Below are 19,851 nucleotides of genomic sequence, written 5' to 3'. Positions count from 1 at the left end.
AACTCTTACACTCGCAAATCGTATCATTATAAGGCATCGACAATCAAGGACCTATGACTCCTAAATCGGATTAGCTCGTTTTTGAGCTCGGATGAAGACCGAGGTTGGTACAGATATCTGTATTAATTGGAATCTGAAGATGTTTGTAAGCCAGCAAAACGGCGCCAGCCGCAGGAGAAAAGGCAGGAGTAATCACCTTGTAATGCTTGTTTCTGCCCTTTTGCATTTTGGAGCTGAGGTTTTGATGAAAGTAATCGCTATTTATGACACTGCCAATAAAAGAGAGCTTTACTTCAGGGCTCGCAAAATATGTGGCAAGCATTTCAATCCCCACCGCAATCTGATGGATTGCACGATCGCATACCGTCTGCGCCAAATGGCTATGATGGAGAGCTGCTTCCGTTATAAGGGGTGCTAACTGTGCAAACCTGCGATTTCGTTCTCTTTGATCTTCAATAAAACCACTGCGAGCCAGTTGCGACAAACCTTCAACTGAAGTTTGTTCCCAAAACGAAAGTATAGCTGCCGCCAGCGTCTGATCCGTTTCATCGATGTTGCCCGCTAGCAGCTCAAAGGTTGCATCATAGGCCAGAAATCGGGCTGCGCTTGCAGCATAGTGGCAAAGATCGTAATTTCTGATTTGCTGCCCGGACTCGGTTACTGCGTAGAGGATAGACCCTGTTCCGGATATGATAATAATGCCCGGCTCCGTGAGAAGCGCGCCGCTATGAGCTACCACCGCATCATTTACATGCTCCTTGAGGCAATGAAGTCCCGGGACTGCTGTCAAAGATGTCACCCACTCCTCATCGGACGGGGAATCGTATCCGGCAATACCCGCCGTCAACAGCCTTACTTGGGATGTGCTTTTTCCCGCCTGCAGCAGAGCTTCCTGGATGGCTTGTTGTACATTTTGGCTGGCATTGGAATCTTTATGAAGCGAAGAGGCTCCTTTTTCAACATAGGCAAGCACATTTCCTTGCAGGTCTGCCACCATCACTCGCGTATGCGTTCCGCCTCCATCGATGCCGATTACAACATCGTCCGCCTGTTTGTCCATCATATTTTCTCCTCTACTATTCAATAAACCCTTTCAAAATGCTCTACCGTCGGGGATGGATCATAGAAATGATGGAGCAGCGCTTTCCATTCCTGATAGTCAGCCGACTTCCGAAACCCAACCGTATGATTCTCCAATGTTTCCCACCGGATAAGCAATACGTATTTATTGGGCATTTTGTGTGCGTATTCTGCTATAACGCTATAAATCTTTTAAATAGTCCGTTGTCCCCGTCAACTCTGCCCATCTCGCCGACAAAAATTTTGCATAGTTAAATGAGCTGATCCCAAAGGTGCCTAACGAATGGCCATCGTTAATCTCTACCAGTTTCAACTTCCCGTCTCTATTAATGCCAAAATCCATGCCGTACGCAGCCGGCGCATCGGAGAAGTCCTTCATTGCATTCCGAACAATGCTCAAGTCCAGCCTGGAATCCCAAGCCCCTTTATAGGGTCTCACATCGAGAATTTGCCCGTAGCGGATAAAACATCGCCACTCCGTTACAAAATCGACGATCTCGGAGCACCACACGGCTGTCTCCTCTCGATCATCATCCAATCCGATGAAATCCCGATATTCTCGGACAACTTTTCCGGCAAATTTTTTGGTCGTGTCTTTTGGCTTAATAAACACATTCCATTGTTCTGGATGTTCCATAAGCTCCCGAATCGTAGTAGTCCAGACTTTCCTGCCCAAGTAGCGAGACAATGATTCCGGGTAATCAATTTCACCCTGGTTTCTTGAAAAGCCTAGCAGATCCAGACGTTTTCTCACATTGCCTATTCCTCCAACAACAACATCCTCCGGGTTATCTCCTTCAATTTCTTCCGCATGCGTATATTTGACCGTCTCCCACCCTAATGAAGCAAACCCTTCATTTGCAATAAAAGCATTGACGTTGTAGAAATCGCCATTTTTATCGCTCTGAATATAGGCTCTCATGTTCCATTCTCTCCTTATTTGCCTGCTGTATTGATCCAATACCTTTTGATCACGTTGCCGTCTTCCTGCGGCTTCACTAATTGTAGTTGAGTCATAGGCTTCAGTTCCTTTGTCTGCGAATAATTTATCCCCTGTTAAATCTGCTGTTTTCGCCTGAGCGAAGTAATATGAGCAACGTGATGATTGCCATGCCAGGCGTAAAGACCTAAATTGTAATCCAGTTTAATTACAGCCCCCGATTCCGGATGGACAAAATGCCTCTTGTAGTCGGATTCGCTCATTGCTTCCAATAAAATCGCCCATCTTTTATGCAGCAAATCCAGAAGGGAAAGAGACAGCTCAACCTCTGCGCGACTCGAATCCATAAGCTCCGCCCATCTCTCTTCGTAATAGGGTTTAATGGTAGGATTCTCTTCCGTTAACGCCAGCTTGAATCGAATAAAGCTGTTCATGTGACTATCCGCCAAATGATGCACGACCTGCCGGACAGTCCACCCTCCGTCTCGATAATGCAAATCAAGCTGTTCATTGCTTAATCCATGCACGGCCTCTTTAAGCTTGGCAGACAGCTCTTTTATTTCATTAATCCACTGACCTCTTTGCTGTAGAGTGATTTCTCCGCTTACCGAAAACTTTCCGATTGGGTACCTTTCTTCCATACCAACTTCCCCCTTATTCTACTTGGCGCTATTCGGAAGCCCTTCTATGATCGGCATCTCGTCAATTGCTATCGCAATCGGTGTCGTATACGACTTGATATGATAAGCAGCGCTTTGCGATGTCCTCGGTTTTAGATGTATCATGCCATTTTTAAGAGTAAGCGATGCGGCCAAAAAGAAGATATCCTCGTAAAAATTCAACTCCAAAAAAGTCAACTTCCGCCTGACATTGTTAAGTAAGTCATGATATTCAATCAGCGCTCGCGATTTTTTATTTAATGGTCTGATTTGATAGCTGACTTTTACACTATATTTGCTTGTTTCCTTTGTCAGATGTGTAATCTCCATTTCGCTGCCTGCTTCAAGCAATAACTGATAAACCCCATTCACTAACAACGTTTGCTCCTCGCTTTTGGCGATTGTCCGCAACACATTTGTGATGAGTTCAAGTATGTAGCGTTGCTTTTCGAGGTTGTTTTTACGGTTAAAGGCTGATTGTGAGACTCCCACATCATAATATTTCATCCACTTGTCAGCCCCGCGCTGAGACGGTGTAATGGTTTGCTCCTCCAACGCTTGCGTCATGACAATATAGACGTGATCGAAATCGCCTGTAATGTAACCAACTTCCCGCAGCTTTCTTGCATAACGGGCACATAGATAATGTGCTTCGTGGTCGGTCTGGTACTTCTTCCCGGCATAAACAGGAAGCGATTGGACAGTTTCGGCCTCTTCAAATAATCGGATGTCTACAATTTTTTTGTCTTTCATTGGTGCTCCTCTACATTTCTACGTCTGCAAGGTAATAGCCAGCATTAGAGACGCCGTCTTTTACTCCATTTTCATATCCAAAATAAACAAGATTACTTCAATTACTAATAACAAACTAGAAATTATAAATCCAATGATGAGCATAACGTTGCTTAATGAAGCGATTAAAAAAAAGTACCAGCAGATGAATAGGAAACAGGACAAAATAAATAGATTAATCGAAAAATTGAGTAATCATCAGAATGCAGGAATACGGCAAGTCCTATACCTAGACACATCGTGAGGTGAAAGCCCAATTTAAACAGTGAAACATTCAATCGCATTCAGCGTCACCTCTAAGCCGGATTAATCTAGAAACCCCGTCATTATACCGAAAACAAGCATTGCGACCAATAAAGCAATGACGCAGTACCCAAAAATTCTGAGAGGCTTAGGCAGTGTTCTAAAATCCACTTTTTTGGGAGGACCTGCTCCTTCTATTCTTTGTGCATCCTCCATCATGGAATGAATCCCCTTATTCTGAGCTTCTGCATAATCCGTCAATTGGTGAGTTTCGTGTTGTTTGTTGTTGTCCGACATAACCTCCTCATCCTCCTCTAAACGTCTACAAACTTGGAATGAATAACTTAGGCTCTCTCGACCTAATCCTCTGTATCCTCTTCCTCCAGGCAGGCCCCAATAAATTCAAATAAGCTCTTCGCTTTAACTGAACGATTGCCCCAATCATGCCAAAAATAGAGCACTTGCCCCGGTTGCCCCTCATCCGTTGGATCCGTATCCAGGCACAAATAATCCCCGCCACCGTTAGATGCAATAGGCAGCCATTTAGGGTTCCAAAGCAAAGGCTTTATCTCTTTGTCAAAACTTTCCTCCAGATCATCGCCTTCAAACTCTTCATTTAAGAAATTCCAGTTCTCCAGTATTTCCGAGATAGGAGAAAGCGTCAAATTTCGTATAAAACATTGACCCCCGATATCCCATAGCTGGCCGTTATGGATTCGATAAAACTCCACCATTTCCTTCGGAATCGTTACATTCATTGTCTCCTGAAGCTGATTAAGTTCTTCCTCGCTGGCGCCAGGCTGCAAAAATAACTTATTTTGAAAATCCGCGTCCTTTTGCAGCCCTTTTTGAATAATCGACTTCCATATCCATTCAGCCTGGCTCATTATGTCCAATCCCTTCCGGTTAGATGTCTGCGCTAATTAATTGATACTCGTAATCAAATTCCGAATGTATTCGATGTCCACCAAACATTTCCCCATCATTGAATTCGCAGTAGATATGCGTAGGATGAATGTGGATATGAAGCAAAGTAATCTTCGTTTCGAAAACGGCTTCAGTCAGATCATATTTTCCAGTGTTAACTTCGTCCCAGTCCAAATTTTCATCATATTCATCATATTCCGGCCAAAAGTCATTTTTGTAATCAATTAGCTCACGAGCGATCTGCGGCTTAACTAACTGTTCGAAAATTTGATATTTGGCAAATATCGCTTCTGCTCTGGCCATCAATTCGTATGCGTCAGTTTTCTTATCCTTCAGGTTCAACGCAAAACTTACTTTCCCATCATTTTTTTCATAGGCGTTGAATTCCTTGTTGTAAACAAATGAGCCCATTGTTTGGCTTTTGATCGTAGTTTCCATAAATGTCTGCTCCCCATCTATGCTCGATTTCCATCGACTCTTCAAGTATCTCCTTCTGCACAATATACAATTTGAACCTTCTAAAGCTTGTCATCTATTTTCCACTCATTATTTTCATACTTGAACAAATAACTCGCTTCACTACTTTCATCATTCTCCCATGTTCTAGTCACGGAAAGAATGACTTCCTCATTTTCGGTGATTTCTATTTCATTAATGGCAACCGCTTTTAAAATCAAAGACTCCTTATTGACTTCATAATAAATATCAACCATTTCATCCAATGTTTTTTCCTCTGAATAATCTTCTGTGCACCATGCATAAACTTTTTTTATAAAAGAATCCGTAGCATACTGCCGCCAATACCTAATATTATCGAAATTGCGAAAATAATCATTAACAGTAGCTTGAAAGTTCCCTCCTGGAGTAGATTCAATATGATAAGTCACTTCAACCGTTTTTTGTTGTGTACAACCAGCAATAATCACTAGCATAAACATAAAAATGAACATCGATTTTATTTTCATTAGAGAAAACCATCCTTTTCAGCTTTGAAAAATCAATTGTTGCTGAAACATCTCCTTGATCCCAATAATCAGGAAACGATTCAATCATACTTTGGAGTAAGCTTCGGGAACACTGTCATCTAATTTTCCTGTGCTACCTGTTAAGCATAATACCCGCCCTTTGCCAAATACTCTCCGGTTTCCTTGTAGTGCTTAACTATCTTGCCGAAGACCTTGTTTGCCATCCACTGGCTATGGTCGGTATTGAGGAGAATGACTACCTCATTCATTGGTGTATCCCACGAAGTCTCTCCACTGATTAACTTTTCAACGTCTACCTCAAGCAGTCCGCTCAACTCCTGAAGACAATGGCCAAATCGATACTGAACAGCTGTTCCATTCATTCCTGCAAGCTCAAAATCTATACATATAGCCATATAGGCATATCATCTCCTAATCATAACTATAAACGATTCCAAAACACGAACCTCGGCTGATCTTTCATTTTCACACTATCCGTTATTTCAGAACTCCGCTCCCAATAAAAGCTTTCATCAACTCTCTGGATATTTCCAAACCTTGCTGTCTATTGTCTGCGGGACCAGAAATGACGATCCCGTCTTCTGAACTCCAGCCTCTGCTTGCCTCGCCTGTATCCTGGTATTTTGCAATCGTTAATTTCTCAAAATCTCCTTCCATAAACAAATCGCCATATAAGTAATATTGCCCGTTGCTGTTGTTGATGTCATTATATTCCATGGGCCCTCGGCCATTTTTGTCAAAAGAAATGTTCAATTCTATCCGGTCTTCGGATACTGGCAATGTCTCGCCTTCAATGGATACCGATCCATAAAAATTCCGGCTGCCATTAAGGTTTCTAATGAATTCACCATCAATCAGGATAGTCACATTTTCGATATATTCCGGATTGGAATCGCCAAGCTGATATTGGACTCCTTTGACTTCCATCAGTATAGGTTTAGGATAAAAAAACCAGATTGCTGCTGCAACTATAGCGATTACTGCGGCTACTGCTATAATCAAGGTTTTGACTTTTCTACTATTCATATCGATGCCCCTCTGTCATATATCTATCTAAATCCCTCGCTCTAATCCATTTCTATTTCTTAGGCAACAAAATAAGCAGCAGCTAAACCAATCACTCCTGAAATGATCATGGCCAGTGGCCTGTCTCTAAAATCCAGCATTCTGTTTTCAGTGACATATTTGATCGTGCCTTGATTTCTAATTTCTTGAATTTCACGTTCAGCCTCAGCAGCATCTAGAACGGCATGTTCGTTTTCGTGCGGCGCAACTTTATTCCCAAACGCTCTGCCTCTCATTGAAGAAAAGATGCCAACTAGCAAAACAATTATTCCGCACATAAATAATGCATCCGATAAAGCAGACTCATTGTATTTGCTAATTACAAAGCTGGTTATGAATAGGCTAGCCGTAATGATGGCTGTTAAAATAAGCAATGATTTCATCTTTTTCATTAGGTTTATCTCCCTCTTACTCTTTTCAATAATCGTTAACGAACCTAATCGATTACAATACTTTCTTCTTCACTAAACAAATACTCATCATTGTTCAGTACTTCTTCCTCAACAAGCAGCCTTACTTTTGTAACGAGCTCATATGGCACATTATATTGTTCCAAAACCAGATACACCGCTTCAAAATAATAGTATAGATATGTTTTTAATGGATCTGCAGAGCTTGTAATTTGGTTATAAGGAAGCCACAATCCCCAGTCAATCTCTTTATATTTTTTAGAAATGTCGGGGCCTTTAATTCTGACTTCCTGTTGATCGCTTTTTGTTGAAACAATTAAATTCAAAGACCACCCTGCCTTGTTTGCATACAACGCGCATTCTTCCACGATAATTTCATTTAGTTTTTTTCTGATATACAAAGTGACCTTATATGAAATCGAAAAATAGATTCCAACTTGGCTAAACAAACTGGACGCGGTTATTTGCATATAAAATCCTTTCCACTTCGGAATTAGCTCCCATTATTACACAACACACATCCAAATAGTGATAAGTAAACAGCGTGCTTCTCACATGTCGGATATCCCCTTGGAATGGTAGAATTCACATCATCCTCTTCAATTTCGGTCCATTCCAGATAGCTGTCCATATTAACATATTCTTTTTCGAATACTTGAATCATTAGTCGGAATTTTTCCAAACAGCTAATGACCCAGTCCTTGCGTGGTTCATAACTTAACTTTTTCCAGCCTAACTCATGTATTGCTTCCGAAGCGATGCTCAACATAAACTTTTTTTCGCTTTCAAAACATTCTTCGGTCCAAGGCATTTCGTCAAGCTCAAACCCAACCGTTCCTATGCCTACTGCAGACTGGTCTCGCTGTGCCAACCAAATGACCAGCTCTTTTTCGCGATTGGTCTTTGCTAGTATGGAGCCGCTAATAGCCAGCACTTCAATAAAAACCGCGGTTAAACCATTCGACATCCCGATTGATTCCGCTAGGTGCTCCAGCTTTTTAGGCAATGATATCGTGTTTGCCATGAATGCTTCATCTCTTTCTATAACTTCATTCTCTAACTGTTGGTCAACTTATCTAGTTGGGGGTACGAAAAACAGTCTACGTTTCTACTGTTCTTCCGAATTGGCGCTACCGGCTTTTTGCAGTATCGTTGAATACAACACATTAAAGTCAATATTGGAAAACGTCGAAACTACAACCTTTACAGCATAGGTTTTGCCAAACAATCGGTCGGTCCGTTGCCAAAAAGACGGTTTACTTAAATGCCTTGTCCATATTCCAAACATCGTCACACCATTTTCAGAAAAACAGCCCATTTTCTCTATTTGATCAAACTCAATTACAACATGCCCAAACAACCATTTATATTCAAAATGTTGATCTACAACAAGGATATAAGGTTTATTAAAATAAGCTAACGACATCCAAATATAACCAAAGACTATAGCAAAAACAATAAACATTATATTAAGCACAATTTTCTGAGGATCGTCACCAGGTATGAGGACAAATCCAAGAAAAATCGCAATCAAACAACCATATAAAACATGAAGCCACCTCTTCAGCTTCGCCTTTTGATATAGGGGGAGAACATACAGTCCGTTCTCTTTAATTAGTGACTCTTTCATAACATCACCCTACTATAAAACGTTATTTGTCTACTTCCGTTAACTCATGCTTTGTCCAGGGGAAATGGTGAAGCACTTGATTTTCATATTGATCCAATTCTTCATGATAAACATGCATGTGTGGATCGGGAAAAACGATTCCTCCCTCGTATGGCTCAAAACCCACTTCATCAAGAAGCTGTTTGAAAAGTTCTACATTCCCATAAGCCAGCAAAATGTTTTCCTCGTCATATACGAAATAGGTCAGACTTTCATCCGATGAGCGAATCACAACCCTATGGCGACTGTCAAATTCAATGAATGTCTGGAAGACATCCAAAAAATTGACAACCTCGTTTAACTGCAGATGCTCCGCCTTGTATCTTGCTTCATCGTTATTACATCTAGATGTCATTAATATATACATCACTTCAAAGTTTTCTTTCGATTTCTCCAAGAGCTTCTTCAAGGTATCGATTGCACGTTCGTTAGGCCAAATAACAAGCCTTGAAAAATAATCAAAATTCTGCTGTATATACACTAACTTATCGCAAAATTGACTAAATTCATCTACGTACTGCGAATCATCCAAAACTACAAATTTTCTATTCATTGAGTAGTCACCTTTCTTTTAAAAATGAATCTATTACGAATCATCACCGGCTGAACTCCATAATCTTTTCTATAACAGTCTGAACCTCGCTTGAATCCCGAATGACAAAAAAATGATCGGCCTCGCCGGATTCTGGATCAGGCTCCCTTAAAGCGATTTGCCTGTTTAACACTTCCCCGAAGCTTGAGGCCGCCCGAAACACGTTGTGACTCCGTCCACTAACGGATATTCTCTCTTGAAGAACTGCATCCGGTATATCAAAAAAGACAAGTATGCTTTCAAAGTCCTTATTGTGAAAATAAGACAGAATCTCCTCTCGACCATGACGATTTCGATTGGAATTACAGAGGATGAGGTGGCGATTCGTATGTTGAACAGCGTAGTCGATAATCGTCCGGGTTATCGCATATTTAATCGTATTTGGTCCTTCAACAGGCCTTAAATTTATATAGTGAGCATTGATGAATTCCGCATGGTTGTCCTGATCGATGATGATGGAGTTGTTTATTTGCTTTTCCAACTCCCGTGCAAAAGTCGATTTCCCGCTGTGCGTCTTTCCTACGGTCATGATCACTCGCCGTTTCATATTATCAGCCTCCAAACTTTACCCGGGAGCATACTCCGAAACCCTCCGTCGGTTCCACAGTGGTATAACCCAAACACAATGCCGCCAGGCTTGATAATTCGGTGACCTTCACCCATGCCATGGTGAAATAACCAAGGCCCTTTTTTACTATAAATAATATCAAATGAAGCGTTAGGAAACGGCAACGTTTGATGTGCATCCACGACAAGAAATTCCAATGAACCATGCTCATGGATTTCTTTCTTTGCCGATGCAATGTACCCGTCAATACTATCAATGCCAATGACTTGTTTTGCTTGATCAACAAACCTTCTCGTGAAATGGCCATGGCCGCAGCCTACATCCAAGACGCGGGTTTCCATATTTATTCTAGACATAATTTTGTCCCCAAAAATATTCTCAGCTGACGGTTCATCAAAAACCGATTTCCATGGATATTTATACTCACCGGTTTCTATCGACAACCTCTCATACCACTCTGCTGTCTGCGGCTGAATCCACTCCGGATGTTTCATTGGGTCAAACAACCGCTCCACCAATCCAATCCCTCCCAATTAGGTTTGCTTATACATCATTTCTCCCACAATCTATCCACATGTAAAAGTTTTTCGCCTTCAAAAGTCATTTTGTACACATCAGGTTTTGATGTTTTCATCAAAAATTCAAAGCCATATTGTGGATCAAAATGTTCCATCATTAATGTCATGACTGCGCCGTGGGTGCCTATAGCTACCTTTTGGCCGTTATTTTTCTTCAAAATCTCCTCAAGAACGGCTACTGATCGTCGCTGGCAATCCACAACACTTTCTTCACCCGGCGAAGACAATTCCCGATTTATAAACATCTTATTAACCAACGGGTACAGTTCATGATCGGGCATAATCTTGTCATCGCTTAAAAAGACAATCTCTTTAAGCTCTTCAACCAGCTCGACTTCGCAGCTTAGGCTCCCTGCCAAATCTTCTACCGTTTGTACGGCTCGTAAATATGGACTTGAGTAAAAAGCATCGATGCCCTCCCGCTGAAGTAGACTCGTAATCCGTTTTGCATCAGCTGCACCTTTTTCCGTTAATCCACGGGTGCGTTCGTTTCCTTCGGCCTTTGGCGATTCTCCATGCCTTACCATATAAATGTATGTATACATGCCGTGAATTCTCCTCATGCCATAATGTTCATCAATATATTCATTTGAAGAGATCGGTTAGCCGTTTATATTAATCACTGATATTTGCTCTCGATCAAAATCTATGCTCAAAATATGATCTTGCAGGATATTGTCTCCACAAGTTATTGTTGCGCCGTAATCCTCACAGCTGTTAAACGTGATGTCCACGTTATAAACTTCAATCTCATTAAACCAATTCTGGGGTGTTTTGTGTTGCAGCTCATTTTCGTAAAAATGCCGAACAATCGTCTCGCATTGAGTAAACCAGTTGATGTAAGATTCAACATTAGGTGAAATGGAATACAGATCAACTTCAGTAGATATATAGATTCGAACATCATCTAAATTCTCATCGCAAATGATCTGATTAAATATCTGCACTGCATTTTTTAATGTATAGCATTTGTAGCGCTCATCGCTGTCTTTAACATTCTCCACGAAGACATCTATCATTATTTTTCTCCCAATTCCATCAAGTATCTTGTTCTACCAGATCTATAAGCCTGCATTTCAATACAAATCTCCCATTCCAGTATATCCTATTTTTTCTTGATCTGTTTCATTTTTCTGATGTGGAAACAAAAAAGCCGCTATACGAAAAGAGTGTTTTCTTCTCACAAGCAGCTCATGTTATAGCCTAATTATTTGTAGGCTTCAGTTTTAGATTTCGATAAATTTTCAGCATTTCTTTTAGATAAGTAACTTCATCAGCACTCAGGTCATCTTTCATTTTTTCACTAAAATGATTGACTAGTCGAAGCTTTTCCTTCTCAACAAACATATCCAGAGTAACCGCGACATGAACAATATCTTTATTATGTATATCCGAACATGATAGTACAAACAACTCATGCCATTTTTTATTCATTACATGGCAAATCTGGACAACTTCCATTATAGTGATAGGAAATTGAGGATCTTTATCGCAGCTATCTATAATCTCCTTCAATCTTTCTTCTTTTATATCAGTTTCAACAGATAAATGAGATAAACTCTGAAATTGGTCTTTATGATCTTCATCAAAATTCTTATAGGTTGGACGGAATGATCTCCATATAGAGGAAATTTTATACCTCCCCGTTTCTATTGCTGCTATAGCATTAGCTTCTGGTATTTCATATCCATGAATTTCAGAACCTAATTTAACAAAACCCTTATAGCGGTAAAATGCTACTAAACCGCTATACTCGGAAAATTCCAGGCTATTAATAATTGTTTTTATGCAACTATAAGCAGGTTCAATTTCACTCCTTAGTATCTTGCCAATATAGGATTTAGAATATCCTGACCTATAGGCTAAATCCTCTGTGGTCAAGTTATGTCTGGTTTTATACTCATTTAAATACCATTCAAAGTCTTTGATCATGTCATTGCCCTATCCTCTCTCATCGCCTGAAGTGACAATATAAAAACAAAATAAAAAGATCATTAAAATGTCGCTTTTTTAATTTACCATTTACACAAATGTTAATCAAGGATTTAAAATAACTTACTGTTCGCCTAAGTAGAACATTTATACTACCTCCCTAAACAAAAAACCTACAGCTTGTTACAAACTGTAGGTGAAAAGCACTTTAACTTTATTTAAGTTTAATAACTTTGGATCAACACGTCCATCAGAATATTGACTTGATTCATTGCCGAGATGGGATCATTAAACAGGAATTGGTCAAAATTGATCTGGTAGACATGATTGTTTTTGACAGCATCAAGATTTTTCCACATCGGGCTTTCCATCAGCTTGTTCACGGAATCCTGAGCGATTTCGTCCGATGCCAACACGAGGTGATCGCCGATGTATTCCGGAATTACCTCTTCGGATATGTCCAGATAAGACGACTCGTCTAGAATCCCGTTAATCACATCTTCAAGCACTTTCTCTTGCGGCTTTAATCCCCAATACGAGTACAAAATATTACCGCCCATATTACGGTCACGGTAGATCATTCTTGATGTTTCGCTGCGGACGTTCAGGATCGTAAACGTTTCATCAGGACCAAAAACTTGCTGAATCTGCTCTTTTGTTTGAGCTATTTTCTCATTATATCCCGTAATCCACTGTTCAGCCTCTTCTTGCTTGCCTAATAAATCGCCGATCAACCGGATATCTTTTACCGGATCCTGATTGACTTCAATGACGACGGTTGGTGCGATTTAGTTAAAGCCTTCATATCCGCCGCTTGGCTCCAGGTAAGCTTCGATCAAAATAATCAAATCCGGCTCCAGGCTTGCAATCAACTCAAGACTAAGCGGAGCTCCAAGATCCGTTATGCCCGTTGTATCCATTGCGCTTTCGGAATATTGCAGAATATAGGTCGCTGCGCCAAGCGGGCGCTCTCCCAGCGCCAACATATGGCCCAAATGATAGGCCGTAACAACGCGTTGCGGTTTGACCGGAATTTCTGTTTCTCCGTATTTATGAGTATACATTCTGGTCGCAGGGCTTGTTTCCGCATCATTGCTGCCATCGGTGCTTGCATTCGCGGATGCCGTCGTACTTGCTGTCGGAGATGCATTGCTTCCCTTATTATCTACGTTTGCGGCGATATGCCAAACTGTTTTTGGAATAGCCGACTGAAATAATAGACATCGGAATAACCAACAGCCAGAGCGATTTCACGTAAAGTAAGCCCCGTCGTAAGTAAATGCTGCCATGCCTGCTCCATCCGCAGCCCGATCATATAATCGTTTGGGCTTTTGCCAATCTCCGACTTAAAGAGCCTGTACATATAGCTGCTGCTGCATCCAAGCAGTTCCGCCAACTGTTCCATCGTTACGGTTTCTGTGTAATGTTCGTGAATGTAGCGAAGTCCCTAAGCCACAAGATCTGACGGGGCACCCATATCCCTTGCATTTTGAATTTGACTGAATAGCTCGTATATAAATTCAAATAGCATCGACTTCATTCGAATTTGAGCCAGTAAACCGGTTTGTTGCCATTCCTCATACATGCGACGCATCTGACTATACAGGAGCCCAGGCTCAGGTAGAATCACGTGATAAACAAACCCAAAGGGTTGCGGCAATTGGGCACGTTTTGTTAAAACTGCGGGTGTTGGCAGCACAGCCTTGTAGTAAAGAAAATAGTAAGAAAACTCATGTTTGGCGGGCATAATGTCTACAACCATCCCTTTTCCTGCATGCAGGAGATGGTGGCGCTTGAGGTAATATTTTCGCTCATCAATCCGCACGTACGCACTGCCGCTTACCACAAGCAAGAAGATATTTGCCGGAAGCTGATAGGAGGTTAAGTCCTGACCTTCCCATAGCACATTGTGCCGGACATCCAATATATTGGCGGCCGCCTGATTCCACAGCTGCATTTGTTCATCCCAATTCAATGCCTACACCTCGTGATAGCCCATTCTGAATCGGGGTTATTATATTCGATAATCATTCTCATTACAAGATTGGTATTAAACTTCTTACCGGTCTCTGATCATAGCTCGCTCCATTCTCTCGTTACATGCACTAAAGCATCCCCTTCAAATTCAAGCTTATAGATATCGGGCATTGTAGTCGATCTCCAAAAATCGTAGTGGAAGGTTTTATCGAAATAGTTCAGCATCAACGTCATAATATCACCGTGAGTACCAACTGCAATTTTCCTACCTTCATAAACTTTCAGCAATTGCAAAAGCGCTTTTACTGCTCGTTGTTGAGCCTGTAGCGAAGATTCTCCATCCTGAAAAGAATACTGAAAGTCATCATACAGCATAAATTTGGCCTCTTTAAAGGTGCCATGCCCCTCGGGTATTCTGCCAACATGCCGCTCTCTTAAGTCCTCTACAAGTACAATATCATTATGTTTAGCAGCACCGCCGCTTATCGTTTGAATAGCTCGTTCATACGGGCTTGAAAGATAGATCTCAATACCTGCTTGCTCCAATTTCGCAGTAACTCTGAGTGCGTCATTTTTCCCTTTTGGAGATAACCCTCGTGAACGTTCCTCTCCGGCAATATAAAATGATTCTGCATGCCTGACAAAATAAATAATGGTATTGGGATTAGTCATCGGCATTATGAAACTCCATTCTTCTTTTCATTAATTCCTGGATTACTGGTAAAACAGGCGGGCTTATCTTTTCGGGCAACACATCGATCGGAAAAAATCGGACCTCTTGCCCCTCGACATTTACCCTGATATCGCCGGTATAGGATTTGCTGCTGAAAACAATATCCACGTTATATACCTCATCTCCATTCGGGTACTTGTAGTACATGTTCTTTCCTGAAAAAACACCAAACAACGTTAATTTATCAACAGTTAGCCCTGTTTCTTCAAAAGCTTCTCTTGCCGCCGCCTCCTCGACTTTTTCCCCAAGTTCAAGAGCCCCTCCAGGAAAACACCAGCTATCGTTATCCGTCCTGTGCAGCATTAACACTTCACCCTCAGAGTTATAGAGAATCACGCTAGCACCGCACATCAAAATAGGACGACTTCCAACTAACCTTCTCATCTCTTTCATATATTCGTCCATGTCCATTTACCTCCAACGTGTAAGTTTCAGCATATAAGAAGAGCCTTTATTCCACTTGATGTGGTTTAAAGGCTCTTCTGCTGCTTTGTAGTTTCGTATTCCCTTACAAGCAGCCGTACACAATATTCCGTAAACGCCGTTGAACGTAATTCTCTTGGCTGTTCAACAGGTGCTGGGCATACATGACTGTAAGTCCGGAATCTGGATCAATAATACCCAAACAACCAGCCAAACCGCTCCATCCGAACTCTCCATGAGGACTTAGCGAACCGCTTATTGCCTTGGATACATGTGTGCGAACACCCAAGCCATAACCGTACCCCTGCATATGATCCCATGAGCAGTCACCGCGCGTAATATCGTTTAGGTGGTCGGTTCGCATCAGATCCACTGAAGCCTGCGACAAAATACGTACGCCCTCCGGGCTTGTGCCGCGTTGCGTCAACGCATTCAGGAACAGCGCGTAGTCGCTAACCGTAGACAATAGGCCTGCACCGCCGCTCTCTAGTTCCGTGCTAAAATAGAATCCGTTCCCATCTTCCCGAACGGCTTTTTCAAGCTCTTCATTATACATATACTGGGGAATCAGGCGAGTCTGCTGCTCACTATTCAAACGAAAGGCCGTATCATTCATACCAAGCGGGCCGGTAATGTGCTCCTGCAGATAAACGCTAAAGCGTTTGCCGCTTACAACCTCAACCAAAGCTCCCAGCACATCGTGACAAAAGCTATAGTGCCAATGGGTTCCCGGTTCGAACAAAAGCGGTTCCTTTGCCATTGCTTTCACGCAATCGCGCGTCGATAAGGTGCCGTTGGAACTCTTAATTGCTTCTTGAAGGGATGGCGTGCCAACATCATAGGAAAACCCGGCTGTCATCGTAAATAAGTCTCTGACCGTAATGGCTCTTTCCGCTTTCTCCAGCCTGACCTCCCCGTTAGACAACGTCTTCCTTACGGTCATTTCGGCAAACTCCGGCAAGTAATCGGATAAATTATCGCTAAGCAGCATTTGCCCTTTTTCAACCAACTGAAGACCTGCAACACAGGTCATGATTTTGGTCATGGAGTAAAGATTGAAGATGGCCCCGTCACCAATAGGCGTTTTTTCCTCCAAATTAGCGAATCCGTTACGATAGCGGAATACGGTTTCATTCTGATGCATGACCAGCACCTCTGCCCATGGAATCCTCCAGGAAGTGATACGGTCAATAAATGAAGCGAGCGGTTTAAAATCCATTTTGCCCCTCCTGCTATGTAATTATCGTATAAGACTATATGATAACTATACGACCATTTGTCGACATTGACTACTATCACATTCCTTTGCATACCCAAAGCTGCTTTATGACCCGAAGCCTACCTGTTCTATTTTTGCATGCCTGCCATAAGCCGGCCAAAAAATGATTTATTTCGTTCCGTGATGCCCCATGTTAGTCCCAATATAATTGGCGGATAATACATAGGGTTAATCCATGAGTAAGTCCCATCTATTAGCAGACGCCCCAACAATATCTCATTCTTATCATCAACTTTTAAAGACCATTCTCCGCTATAGGCTTGTTTGCCTTTGTTTTTTTGAACATATTTCACTGCTTTTCCAAAATCAAACGTTTCGACCAACGTATTATCAACATCTCTGCACATGGCTTTGAACTGGCTTTCCTTTTGCTTCCATGAAAAATGAGAATCCCAGATTTCAAGCAACTGGTACCCTGTTGAATTACCCTCTATTTTTGCCTTGATTTCATCTGAAACAAACACTTGATTAATTACCTTCTCTCCAACTGGAGGCTTAATTCGAAAGATATCATATCCCTTCACTCTCTCTTCAAGGAGGGCAACCTGTTCACAAATATCAAAGATATCTCTGATGTAACCGGGTGGTTTCATTTTTGAGTTTTCACTATCGATACAATCTGTAGCGCTAAGAACCTTCAAAATATAACATTGGAACTGACATTGCAGAGGTAAAAACTCGAATCGTTCGTTTGAATCGGTCAGTAATTCCTTTACTTTAGCGCTTACAATAAGACAACCTTCAATTGTTCCTAAAAAATCGGATGGTCTGTTGTTATCTTTATAGGTTACAGGTATTGGATTCCATTCATTTAAAACGGAACCTTCTGATTTCAGCAATTGGATCATACTCTCATGATCATCACGGTCTTCTACGTCCACCCTATTAAACGCCGGGTGATAATCAAGCCAATAAATTTTCATATGAACACTCTCCTTGAATTTAGTTCTACTATTTTTTGTATCATTCTACAAACGCTCTTTTAATCAAGAGCTTCCATTTATCTTTAAATCAAAGTATCTGTTTCCCTCAACATCATAGTTGATTGAGAAAAAGGCGGCTCCTCCATCATTCACTTGTATGTAATTTTCTTTCCAATCTTCATTACTTATGCTTAGAAAATTACAATACATTGTTGACTTACTGGGTCTATTGATTCCGATATATTGTCTTTTATAAGTTGTTATATAATTTGCAATGTGCACAAGTTCCTCAGTATTGTAAGTCATACCCGCTTGATCCATACCACCGCTATTAATTAGATCAACAAGATACTCTCCTATCCCTTCTTCAAATTGAGTTATCATCTCTATTGACGGCGTCCAATCACTTAGCTTGCTATTTGTTAAAATAACGCCTTCATAGTCATCTGTTTTAAGCAGCAACAAGTCCATTTCAATTGATCCTTTATTCGTACAACCCAAGAGCAGCACAGAGATAAGAATCAGTTGAAATAACGAATATGACTTCAATACTTATCAGCTCCTACTGTGACTATTTTAGGAACAACCCTATTTTATCCCCGAAACACAAATATGTTTACCGCTTTCAAAAAGCTCGACATTTCTGAATCCGGCGTCTAATAGTAGATTTCCAGTAAGCCCAGCATTATTGTATTCCTTCATGTGATATTCAATTTTATATTTCTCAGCCACCAAAACAAATTGACCTCCCGCTTTAAGTTTATGTCGGATTCCCTGAACAGCTTGCAAAATATCAGGCCAATGATAATGAGACTGGAAGGTTGTTATTGCGTCAAAATAATCATTTTCAAAAGGAAGCTCTAACACTGATGCCTGCTGAATATAGACATCGCCTTTTTCTATTAAGTCCTTGTTATGGTCGCTGGCCAAAGCCACTGCTTCCGGGGAAAGATCAATTCCGTAAATGCGCTCAAACTTACCGCTTTTGGATAATAAACCAATTGCGCTCCCTCCGCCACAGCTTGCATCCAACACGTTTTTTCCTTTTGAGAGCTTGGAGATCCCCCAAAGCGTCAGTTCTTTATGGGCGTTGTTCATAATTTTCAACATCACTTTACCAATAAAACCGTGTGGCAGACGACTTTGTTCAATCAATTTTTGCAAGATGCCCATACGATCATCCTTTTACTTATTGATCTCTACTAACTCAGATCCATCCACTTTTCCAATCTTCCATGTTTAATCCTCCGCCGCTTAAAATTGATACTCCCAGCGTTCTTCGATCATTTCCTGATTTGAGAGTATCTCGACTTTGCTTTCAACTATGCTAAAGCCGTACCGCTCATAGAGGCTCCTTGCAGCCGTTAATTTCTGATTAGTCCACAAGGTAATCTTTTTATATTGCCTTGCTTCAGCAAATTTCAATGCTTCTTCTAGTAGTTTTCCTCCCCAACCTTTGCCTCGTGCTTCCGTTTCGAGAAGAAACCATCGCAATTGGGCTGTATCGTCGCTTAGCCTGGTAATTCCTATACTTCCTTTTGGCCTTCCGTCCAGCTCCAGAATAAAAACCATTTCTTTCTCTTTGTCCACATTCTCTCTGAAAGAATGGATGGCATTCGATATAAAGCTTTTAAAAGATTCATCAAATTGATATTCATGATGGTATATTCGAACGTGGGATTCCATTATGTAATTGAAGTCATCTGAAGTAAAAGAACGAATCAATAGCTGCACCGCCTCTAATCTGCAAGTAATCTTTCATTTCCTTCTTATACAGTGAATGAATTCAGTACATTTTTCAGTGATTTTTTATCACATATTCTAAATAATTTGGTTTTATAAACTGCCATCTTCTTCTCCATCTCTTTCCGATTGTGTTCATAGTCATTGGTCCACTTGAACATCATTTTTAGCATTTGCAAATCCGGCTTATAGTGGGATTGCTCAAGCTTCAACCGTTGCTTTAAAAACCGGGTGATGATTCTTTTTCTGCGTATCCACAACGGTGGATCAAGGTATATGATCATATCAGCCATATCATATAAGTACTGATACGATTCCCTGTCCGTCCTTTC

Annotated in this window: 31 protein-coding genes and 1 pseudogene; all 32 read right to left on the bottom strand. The window is 41.2% G+C overall.

The genetic code is table 11. From position 1 onward, the window contains the following. Nucleotides 1–70: 70 nt before the first annotated feature. The 32 genes and pseudogenes from ACX93W_RS22030 to ACX93W_RS21875 all read right to left on the bottom strand — a co-directional run bounded on the left by ACX93W_RS22030 (nt 71) and on the right by ACX93W_RS21875 (nt 19,501). Complete coding sequence (locus tag ACX93W_RS22030; RefSeq protein ID WP_459394518.1) at nt 71–1,063, bottom strand: BadF/BadG/BcrA/BcrD ATPase family protein; 993 nt, start codon at nt 1,061–1,063, stop codon at nt 71–73. Between the two features lie 17 nt (nt 1,064–1,080). After that, nucleotides 1,081–1,227: pseudogene (locus ACX93W_RS22025) on the bottom strand (antibiotic biosynthesis monooxygenase); the annotation flags it as partial. Nucleotides 1,228–1,261: 34 nt separating this feature from the next. Continuing rightward, nucleotides 1,262–2,002 carry an ATP-grasp domain-containing protein gene (locus ACX93W_RS22020; RefSeq protein ID WP_459394517.1) on the bottom strand — a complete coding sequence of 247 codons (741 nt, stop codon included), beginning with the start codon at nt 2,000–2,002 and terminating at the stop codon, nt 1,262–1,264. A 134-nt stretch (nt 2,003–2,136) separates the two neighbouring features. Further along, nucleotides 2,137–2,661, bottom strand: coding sequence for a YfiT family bacillithiol transferase (locus ACX93W_RS22015; protein ID WP_459394516.1), 525 nt, complete (start codon nt 2,659–2,661; stop codon nt 2,137–2,139). An 18-nt stretch (nt 2,662–2,679) separates the two neighbouring features. Then, a complete protein-coding gene (locus ACX93W_RS22010; protein WP_459394515.1) occupies nt 2,680–3,432 on the bottom strand; it encodes a hypothetical protein in 753 nt (250 codons plus the stop codon). Nucleotides 3,433–3,777: 345 nt separating this feature from the next. After that, a complete protein-coding gene (locus tag ACX93W_RS22005) occupies nt 3,778–4,011 on the bottom strand; it encodes a hypothetical protein (protein WP_459394514.1) in 234 nt (77 codons plus the stop codon). 62 nt (nt 4,012–4,073) lie between these two features. Then, a complete protein-coding gene (locus ACX93W_RS22000; RefSeq protein ID WP_459394547.1) occupies nt 4,074–4,604 on the bottom strand; it encodes an SMI1/KNR4 family protein in 531 nt (176 codons plus the stop codon). Between the two features lie 16 nt (nt 4,605–4,620). Continuing rightward, complete coding sequence (locus ACX93W_RS21995; RefSeq protein ID WP_459394513.1) at nt 4,621–5,079, bottom strand: DUF2262 domain-containing protein; 459 nt, start codon at nt 5,077–5,079, stop codon at nt 4,621–4,623. 80 nt (nt 5,080–5,159) lie between these two features. Then, nucleotides 5,160–5,606, bottom strand: coding sequence for a hypothetical protein (locus tag ACX93W_RS21990; protein ID WP_459394512.1), 447 nt, complete (start codon nt 5,604–5,606; stop codon nt 5,160–5,162). Nucleotides 5,607–5,746: 140 nt separating this feature from the next. Continuing rightward, entirely contained in the window at nt 5,747–6,022 is a 276-nt protein-coding gene (locus tag ACX93W_RS21985) for a hypothetical protein (RefSeq protein WP_459394511.1), read from the bottom strand. 82 nt (nt 6,023–6,104) lie between these two features. Next, nucleotides 6,105–6,653: a hypothetical protein gene (locus ACX93W_RS21980; protein WP_459394510.1), complete on the bottom strand. Its 549-nt coding sequence runs from the start codon at nt 6,651–6,653 to the stop codon at nt 6,105–6,107. Nucleotides 6,654–6,712: 59 nt separating this feature from the next. Then, on the bottom strand, nt 6,713–7,084 hold the full coding sequence (locus ACX93W_RS21975) for a hypothetical protein (protein WP_459394509.1): 372 nt from the start codon (nt 7,082–7,084) through the stop codon (nt 6,713–6,715). A 44-nt stretch (nt 7,085–7,128) separates the two neighbouring features. Next, complete coding sequence (locus tag ACX93W_RS21970; RefSeq protein WP_459394508.1) at nt 7,129–7,428, bottom strand: hypothetical protein; 300 nt, start codon at nt 7,426–7,428, stop codon at nt 7,129–7,131. A 167-nt stretch (nt 7,429–7,595) separates the two neighbouring features. Beyond that, entirely contained in the window at nt 7,596–8,126 is a 531-nt protein-coding gene (locus ACX93W_RS21965) for a hypothetical protein (protein WP_459394507.1), read from the bottom strand. A gap of 84 nt (nt 8,127–8,210) precedes the next feature. After that, complete coding sequence (locus ACX93W_RS21960; RefSeq protein WP_459394506.1) at nt 8,211–8,732, bottom strand: hypothetical protein; 522 nt, start codon at nt 8,730–8,732, stop codon at nt 8,211–8,213. 22 nt (nt 8,733–8,754) lie between these two features. Further along, a complete protein-coding gene (locus tag ACX93W_RS21955) occupies nt 8,755–9,324 on the bottom strand; it encodes a hypothetical protein (RefSeq protein ID WP_459394505.1) in 570 nt (189 codons plus the stop codon). A 43-nt stretch (nt 9,325–9,367) separates the two neighbouring features. Then, a complete protein-coding gene (locus tag ACX93W_RS21950; protein ID WP_459394504.1) occupies nt 9,368–9,910 on the bottom strand; it encodes an ATP-binding protein in 543 nt (180 codons plus the stop codon). Further along, on the bottom strand, nt 9,907–10,446 hold the full coding sequence (locus ACX93W_RS21945; RefSeq protein WP_459394546.1) for a class I SAM-dependent methyltransferase: 540 nt from the start codon (nt 10,444–10,446) through the stop codon (nt 9,907–9,909). The genes ACX93W_RS21950 and ACX93W_RS21945 overlap by 4 nt, the downstream gene beginning before the upstream one ends. A 35-nt stretch (nt 10,447–10,481) precedes the next feature. Beyond that, nucleotides 10,482–11,054 (bottom strand): histidine phosphatase family protein, encoded by a 573-nt coding sequence (locus ACX93W_RS21940; protein WP_459394503.1) that lies wholly within the window; start codon nt 11,052–11,054, stop codon nt 10,482–10,484. Nucleotides 11,055–11,111: 57 nt separating this feature from the next. Continuing rightward, on the bottom strand, nt 11,112–11,528 hold the full coding sequence (locus tag ACX93W_RS21935) for a hypothetical protein (RefSeq protein ID WP_459394502.1): 417 nt from the start codon (nt 11,526–11,528) through the stop codon (nt 11,112–11,114). 184 nt (nt 11,529–11,712) lie between these two features. Further along, entirely contained in the window at nt 11,713–12,441 is a 729-nt protein-coding gene (locus ACX93W_RS21930; RefSeq protein WP_459394501.1) for a hypothetical protein, read from the bottom strand. A gap of 224 nt (nt 12,442–12,665) precedes the next feature. Continuing rightward, nucleotides 12,666–13,229 (bottom strand): ABC transporter substrate-binding protein, encoded by a 564-nt coding sequence (locus tag ACX93W_RS21925; RefSeq protein ID WP_459394545.1) that lies wholly within the window; start codon nt 13,227–13,229, stop codon nt 12,666–12,668. Further along, nucleotides 13,230–13,505: a hypothetical protein gene (locus ACX93W_RS21920; protein ID WP_459394500.1), complete on the bottom strand. Its 276-nt coding sequence runs from the start codon at nt 13,503–13,505 to the stop codon at nt 13,230–13,232. A gap of 101 nt (nt 13,506–13,606) precedes the next feature. Next, nucleotides 13,607–13,876, bottom strand: a complete 270-nt coding sequence (locus ACX93W_RS21915; RefSeq protein WP_459394544.1) for a helix-turn-helix transcriptional regulator — start codon at nt 13,874–13,876, stop codon at nt 13,607–13,609. A gap of 12 nt (nt 13,877–13,888) precedes the next feature. After that, nucleotides 13,889–14,416: a hypothetical protein gene (locus ACX93W_RS21910; RefSeq protein ID WP_459394499.1), complete on the bottom strand. Its 528-nt coding sequence runs from the start codon at nt 14,414–14,416 to the stop codon at nt 13,889–13,891. 98 nt (nt 14,417–14,514) lie between these two features. Further along, the gene (locus tag ACX93W_RS21905) at nt 14,515–15,096 is read right to left on the bottom strand and encodes a histidine phosphatase family protein (protein ID WP_459394498.1); all 582 of its coding nucleotides are present in this window, start codon (nt 15,094–15,096) and stop codon (nt 14,515–14,517) included. Beyond that, nucleotides 15,083–15,556: an NUDIX hydrolase gene (locus tag ACX93W_RS21900; RefSeq protein WP_459394497.1), complete on the bottom strand. Its 474-nt coding sequence runs from the start codon at nt 15,554–15,556 to the stop codon at nt 15,083–15,085. The genes ACX93W_RS21905 and ACX93W_RS21900 overlap by 14 nt, the downstream gene beginning before the upstream one ends. A gap of 103 nt (nt 15,557–15,659) precedes the next feature. Beyond that, nucleotides 15,660–16,793: a serine hydrolase domain-containing protein gene (locus ACX93W_RS21895; RefSeq protein WP_459394496.1), complete on the bottom strand. Its 1,134-nt coding sequence runs from the start codon at nt 16,791–16,793 to the stop codon at nt 15,660–15,662. Nucleotides 16,794–16,921: 128 nt separating this feature from the next. Continuing rightward, the gene (locus ACX93W_RS21890; RefSeq protein ID WP_459394495.1) at nt 16,922–17,776 is read right to left on the bottom strand and encodes an imm11 family protein; all 855 of its coding nucleotides are present in this window, start codon (nt 17,774–17,776) and stop codon (nt 16,922–16,924) included. A 63-nt stretch (nt 17,777–17,839) separates the two neighbouring features. Beyond that, on the bottom strand, nt 17,840–18,325 hold the full coding sequence (locus ACX93W_RS21885) for a hypothetical protein (protein ID WP_459394494.1): 486 nt from the start codon (nt 18,323–18,325) through the stop codon (nt 17,840–17,842). A 39-nt stretch (nt 18,326–18,364) separates the two neighbouring features. Beyond that, on the bottom strand, nt 18,365–18,949 hold the full coding sequence (locus tag ACX93W_RS21880) for a class I SAM-dependent methyltransferase (protein ID WP_459394493.1): 585 nt from the start codon (nt 18,947–18,949) through the stop codon (nt 18,365–18,367). Between the two features lie 81 nt (nt 18,950–19,030). Continuing rightward, nucleotides 19,031–19,501 carry a GNAT family N-acetyltransferase gene (locus ACX93W_RS21875; RefSeq protein WP_459394492.1) on the bottom strand — a complete coding sequence of 157 codons (471 nt, stop codon included), beginning with the start codon at nt 19,499–19,501 and terminating at the stop codon, nt 19,031–19,033. Nucleotides 19,502–19,851 lie beyond the last annotated feature (350 nt).

It is taken from the genome of Paenibacillus sp. CAU 1782 (assembly GCF_054551715.1).
Note: the sequence above shows the minus strand (reverse complement) of the source record. Positions and strands in the feature narration are given on the sequence as shown.

Excerpts from the sequence above, each read along its gene's own strand:
- ACX93W_RS22030 (WP_459394518.1), bottom strand. The coding sequence starts at position 1,063 with ATGATGGACAAACAGGCGGACGATGTTGTAATCGGCATCGATGGAGGC.
- ACX93W_RS22020 (WP_459394517.1), bottom strand. The coding sequence starts at position 2,002 with ATGAGAGCCTATATTCAGAGCGATAAAAATGGCGATTTCTACAACGTC.
- ACX93W_RS22015 (WP_459394516.1), bottom strand. The coding sequence starts at position 2,661 with ATGGAAGAAAGGTACCCAATCGGAAAGTTTTCGGTAAGCGGAGAAATC.
- ACX93W_RS22010 (WP_459394515.1), bottom strand. The coding sequence starts at position 3,432 with ATGAAAGACAAAAAAATTGTAGACATCCGATTATTTGAAGAGGCCGAA.
- ACX93W_RS22005 (WP_459394514.1), bottom strand. The coding sequence starts at position 4,011 with ATGTCGGACAACAACAAACAACACGAAACTCACCAATTGACGGATTAT.
- ACX93W_RS21995 (WP_459394513.1), bottom strand. The coding sequence starts at position 5,079 with ATGGAAACTACGATCAAAAGCCAAACAATGGGCTCATTTGTTTACAAC.
- ACX93W_RS21990 (WP_459394512.1), bottom strand. The coding sequence starts at position 5,606 with ATGAAAATAAAATCGATGTTCATTTTTATGTTTATGCTAGTGATTATT.
- ACX93W_RS21985 (WP_459394511.1), bottom strand. The coding sequence starts at position 6,022 with ATGGCTATATGTATAGATTTTGAGCTTGCAGGAATGAATGGAACAGCT.
- ACX93W_RS21980 (WP_459394510.1), bottom strand. The coding sequence starts at position 6,653 with ATGAATAGTAGAAAAGTCAAAACCTTGATTATAGCAGTAGCCGCAGTA.
- ACX93W_RS21975 (WP_459394509.1), bottom strand. The coding sequence starts at position 7,084 with ATGAAAAAGATGAAATCATTGCTTATTTTAACAGCCATCATTACGGCT.
- ACX93W_RS21965 (WP_459394507.1), bottom strand. The coding sequence starts at position 8,126 with ATGGCAAACACGATATCATTGCCTAAAAAGCTGGAGCACCTAGCGGAA.
- ACX93W_RS21960 (WP_459394506.1), bottom strand. The coding sequence starts at position 8,732 with ATGAAAGAGTCACTAATTAAAGAGAACGGACTGTATGTTCTCCCCCTA.
- ACX93W_RS21955 (WP_459394505.1), bottom strand. The coding sequence starts at position 9,324 with ATGAATAGAAAATTTGTAGTTTTGGATGATTCGCAGTACGTAGATGAA.
- ACX93W_RS21950 (WP_459394504.1), bottom strand. The coding sequence starts at position 9,910 with ATGAAACGGCGAGTGATCATGACCGTAGGAAAGACGCACAGCGGGAAA.
- ACX93W_RS21940 (WP_459394503.1), bottom strand. The coding sequence starts at position 11,054 with ATGTATACATACATTTATATGGTAAGGCATGGAGAATCGCCAAAGGCC.
- ACX93W_RS21935 (WP_459394502.1), bottom strand. The coding sequence starts at position 11,528 with ATGATAGATGTCTTCGTGGAGAATGTTAAAGACAGCGATGAGCGCTAC.
- ACX93W_RS21930 (WP_459394501.1), bottom strand. The coding sequence starts at position 12,441 with ATGATCAAAGACTTTGAATGGTATTTAAATGAGTATAAAACCAGACAT.
- ACX93W_RS21920 (WP_459394500.1), bottom strand. The coding sequence starts at position 13,505 with ATGTATACTCATAAATACGGAGAAACAGAAATTCCGGTCAAACCGCAA.
- ACX93W_RS21905 (WP_459394498.1), bottom strand. The coding sequence starts at position 15,096 with ATGCCGATGACTAATCCCAATACCATTATTTATTTTGTCAGGCATGCA.
- ACX93W_RS21900 (WP_459394497.1), bottom strand. The coding sequence starts at position 15,556 with ATGGACGAATATATGAAAGAGATGAGAAGGTTAGTTGGAAGTCGTCCT.
- ACX93W_RS21895 (WP_459394496.1), bottom strand. The coding sequence starts at position 16,793 with ATGGATTTTAAACCGCTCGCTTCATTTATTGACCGTATCACTTCCTGG.
- ACX93W_RS21890 (WP_459394495.1), bottom strand. The coding sequence starts at position 17,776 with ATGAAAATTTATTGGCTTGATTATCACCCGGCGTTTAATAGGGTGGAC.
- ACX93W_RS21880 (WP_459394493.1), bottom strand. The coding sequence starts at position 18,949 with ATGGGCATCTTGCAAAAATTGATTGAACAAAGTCGTCTGCCACACGGT.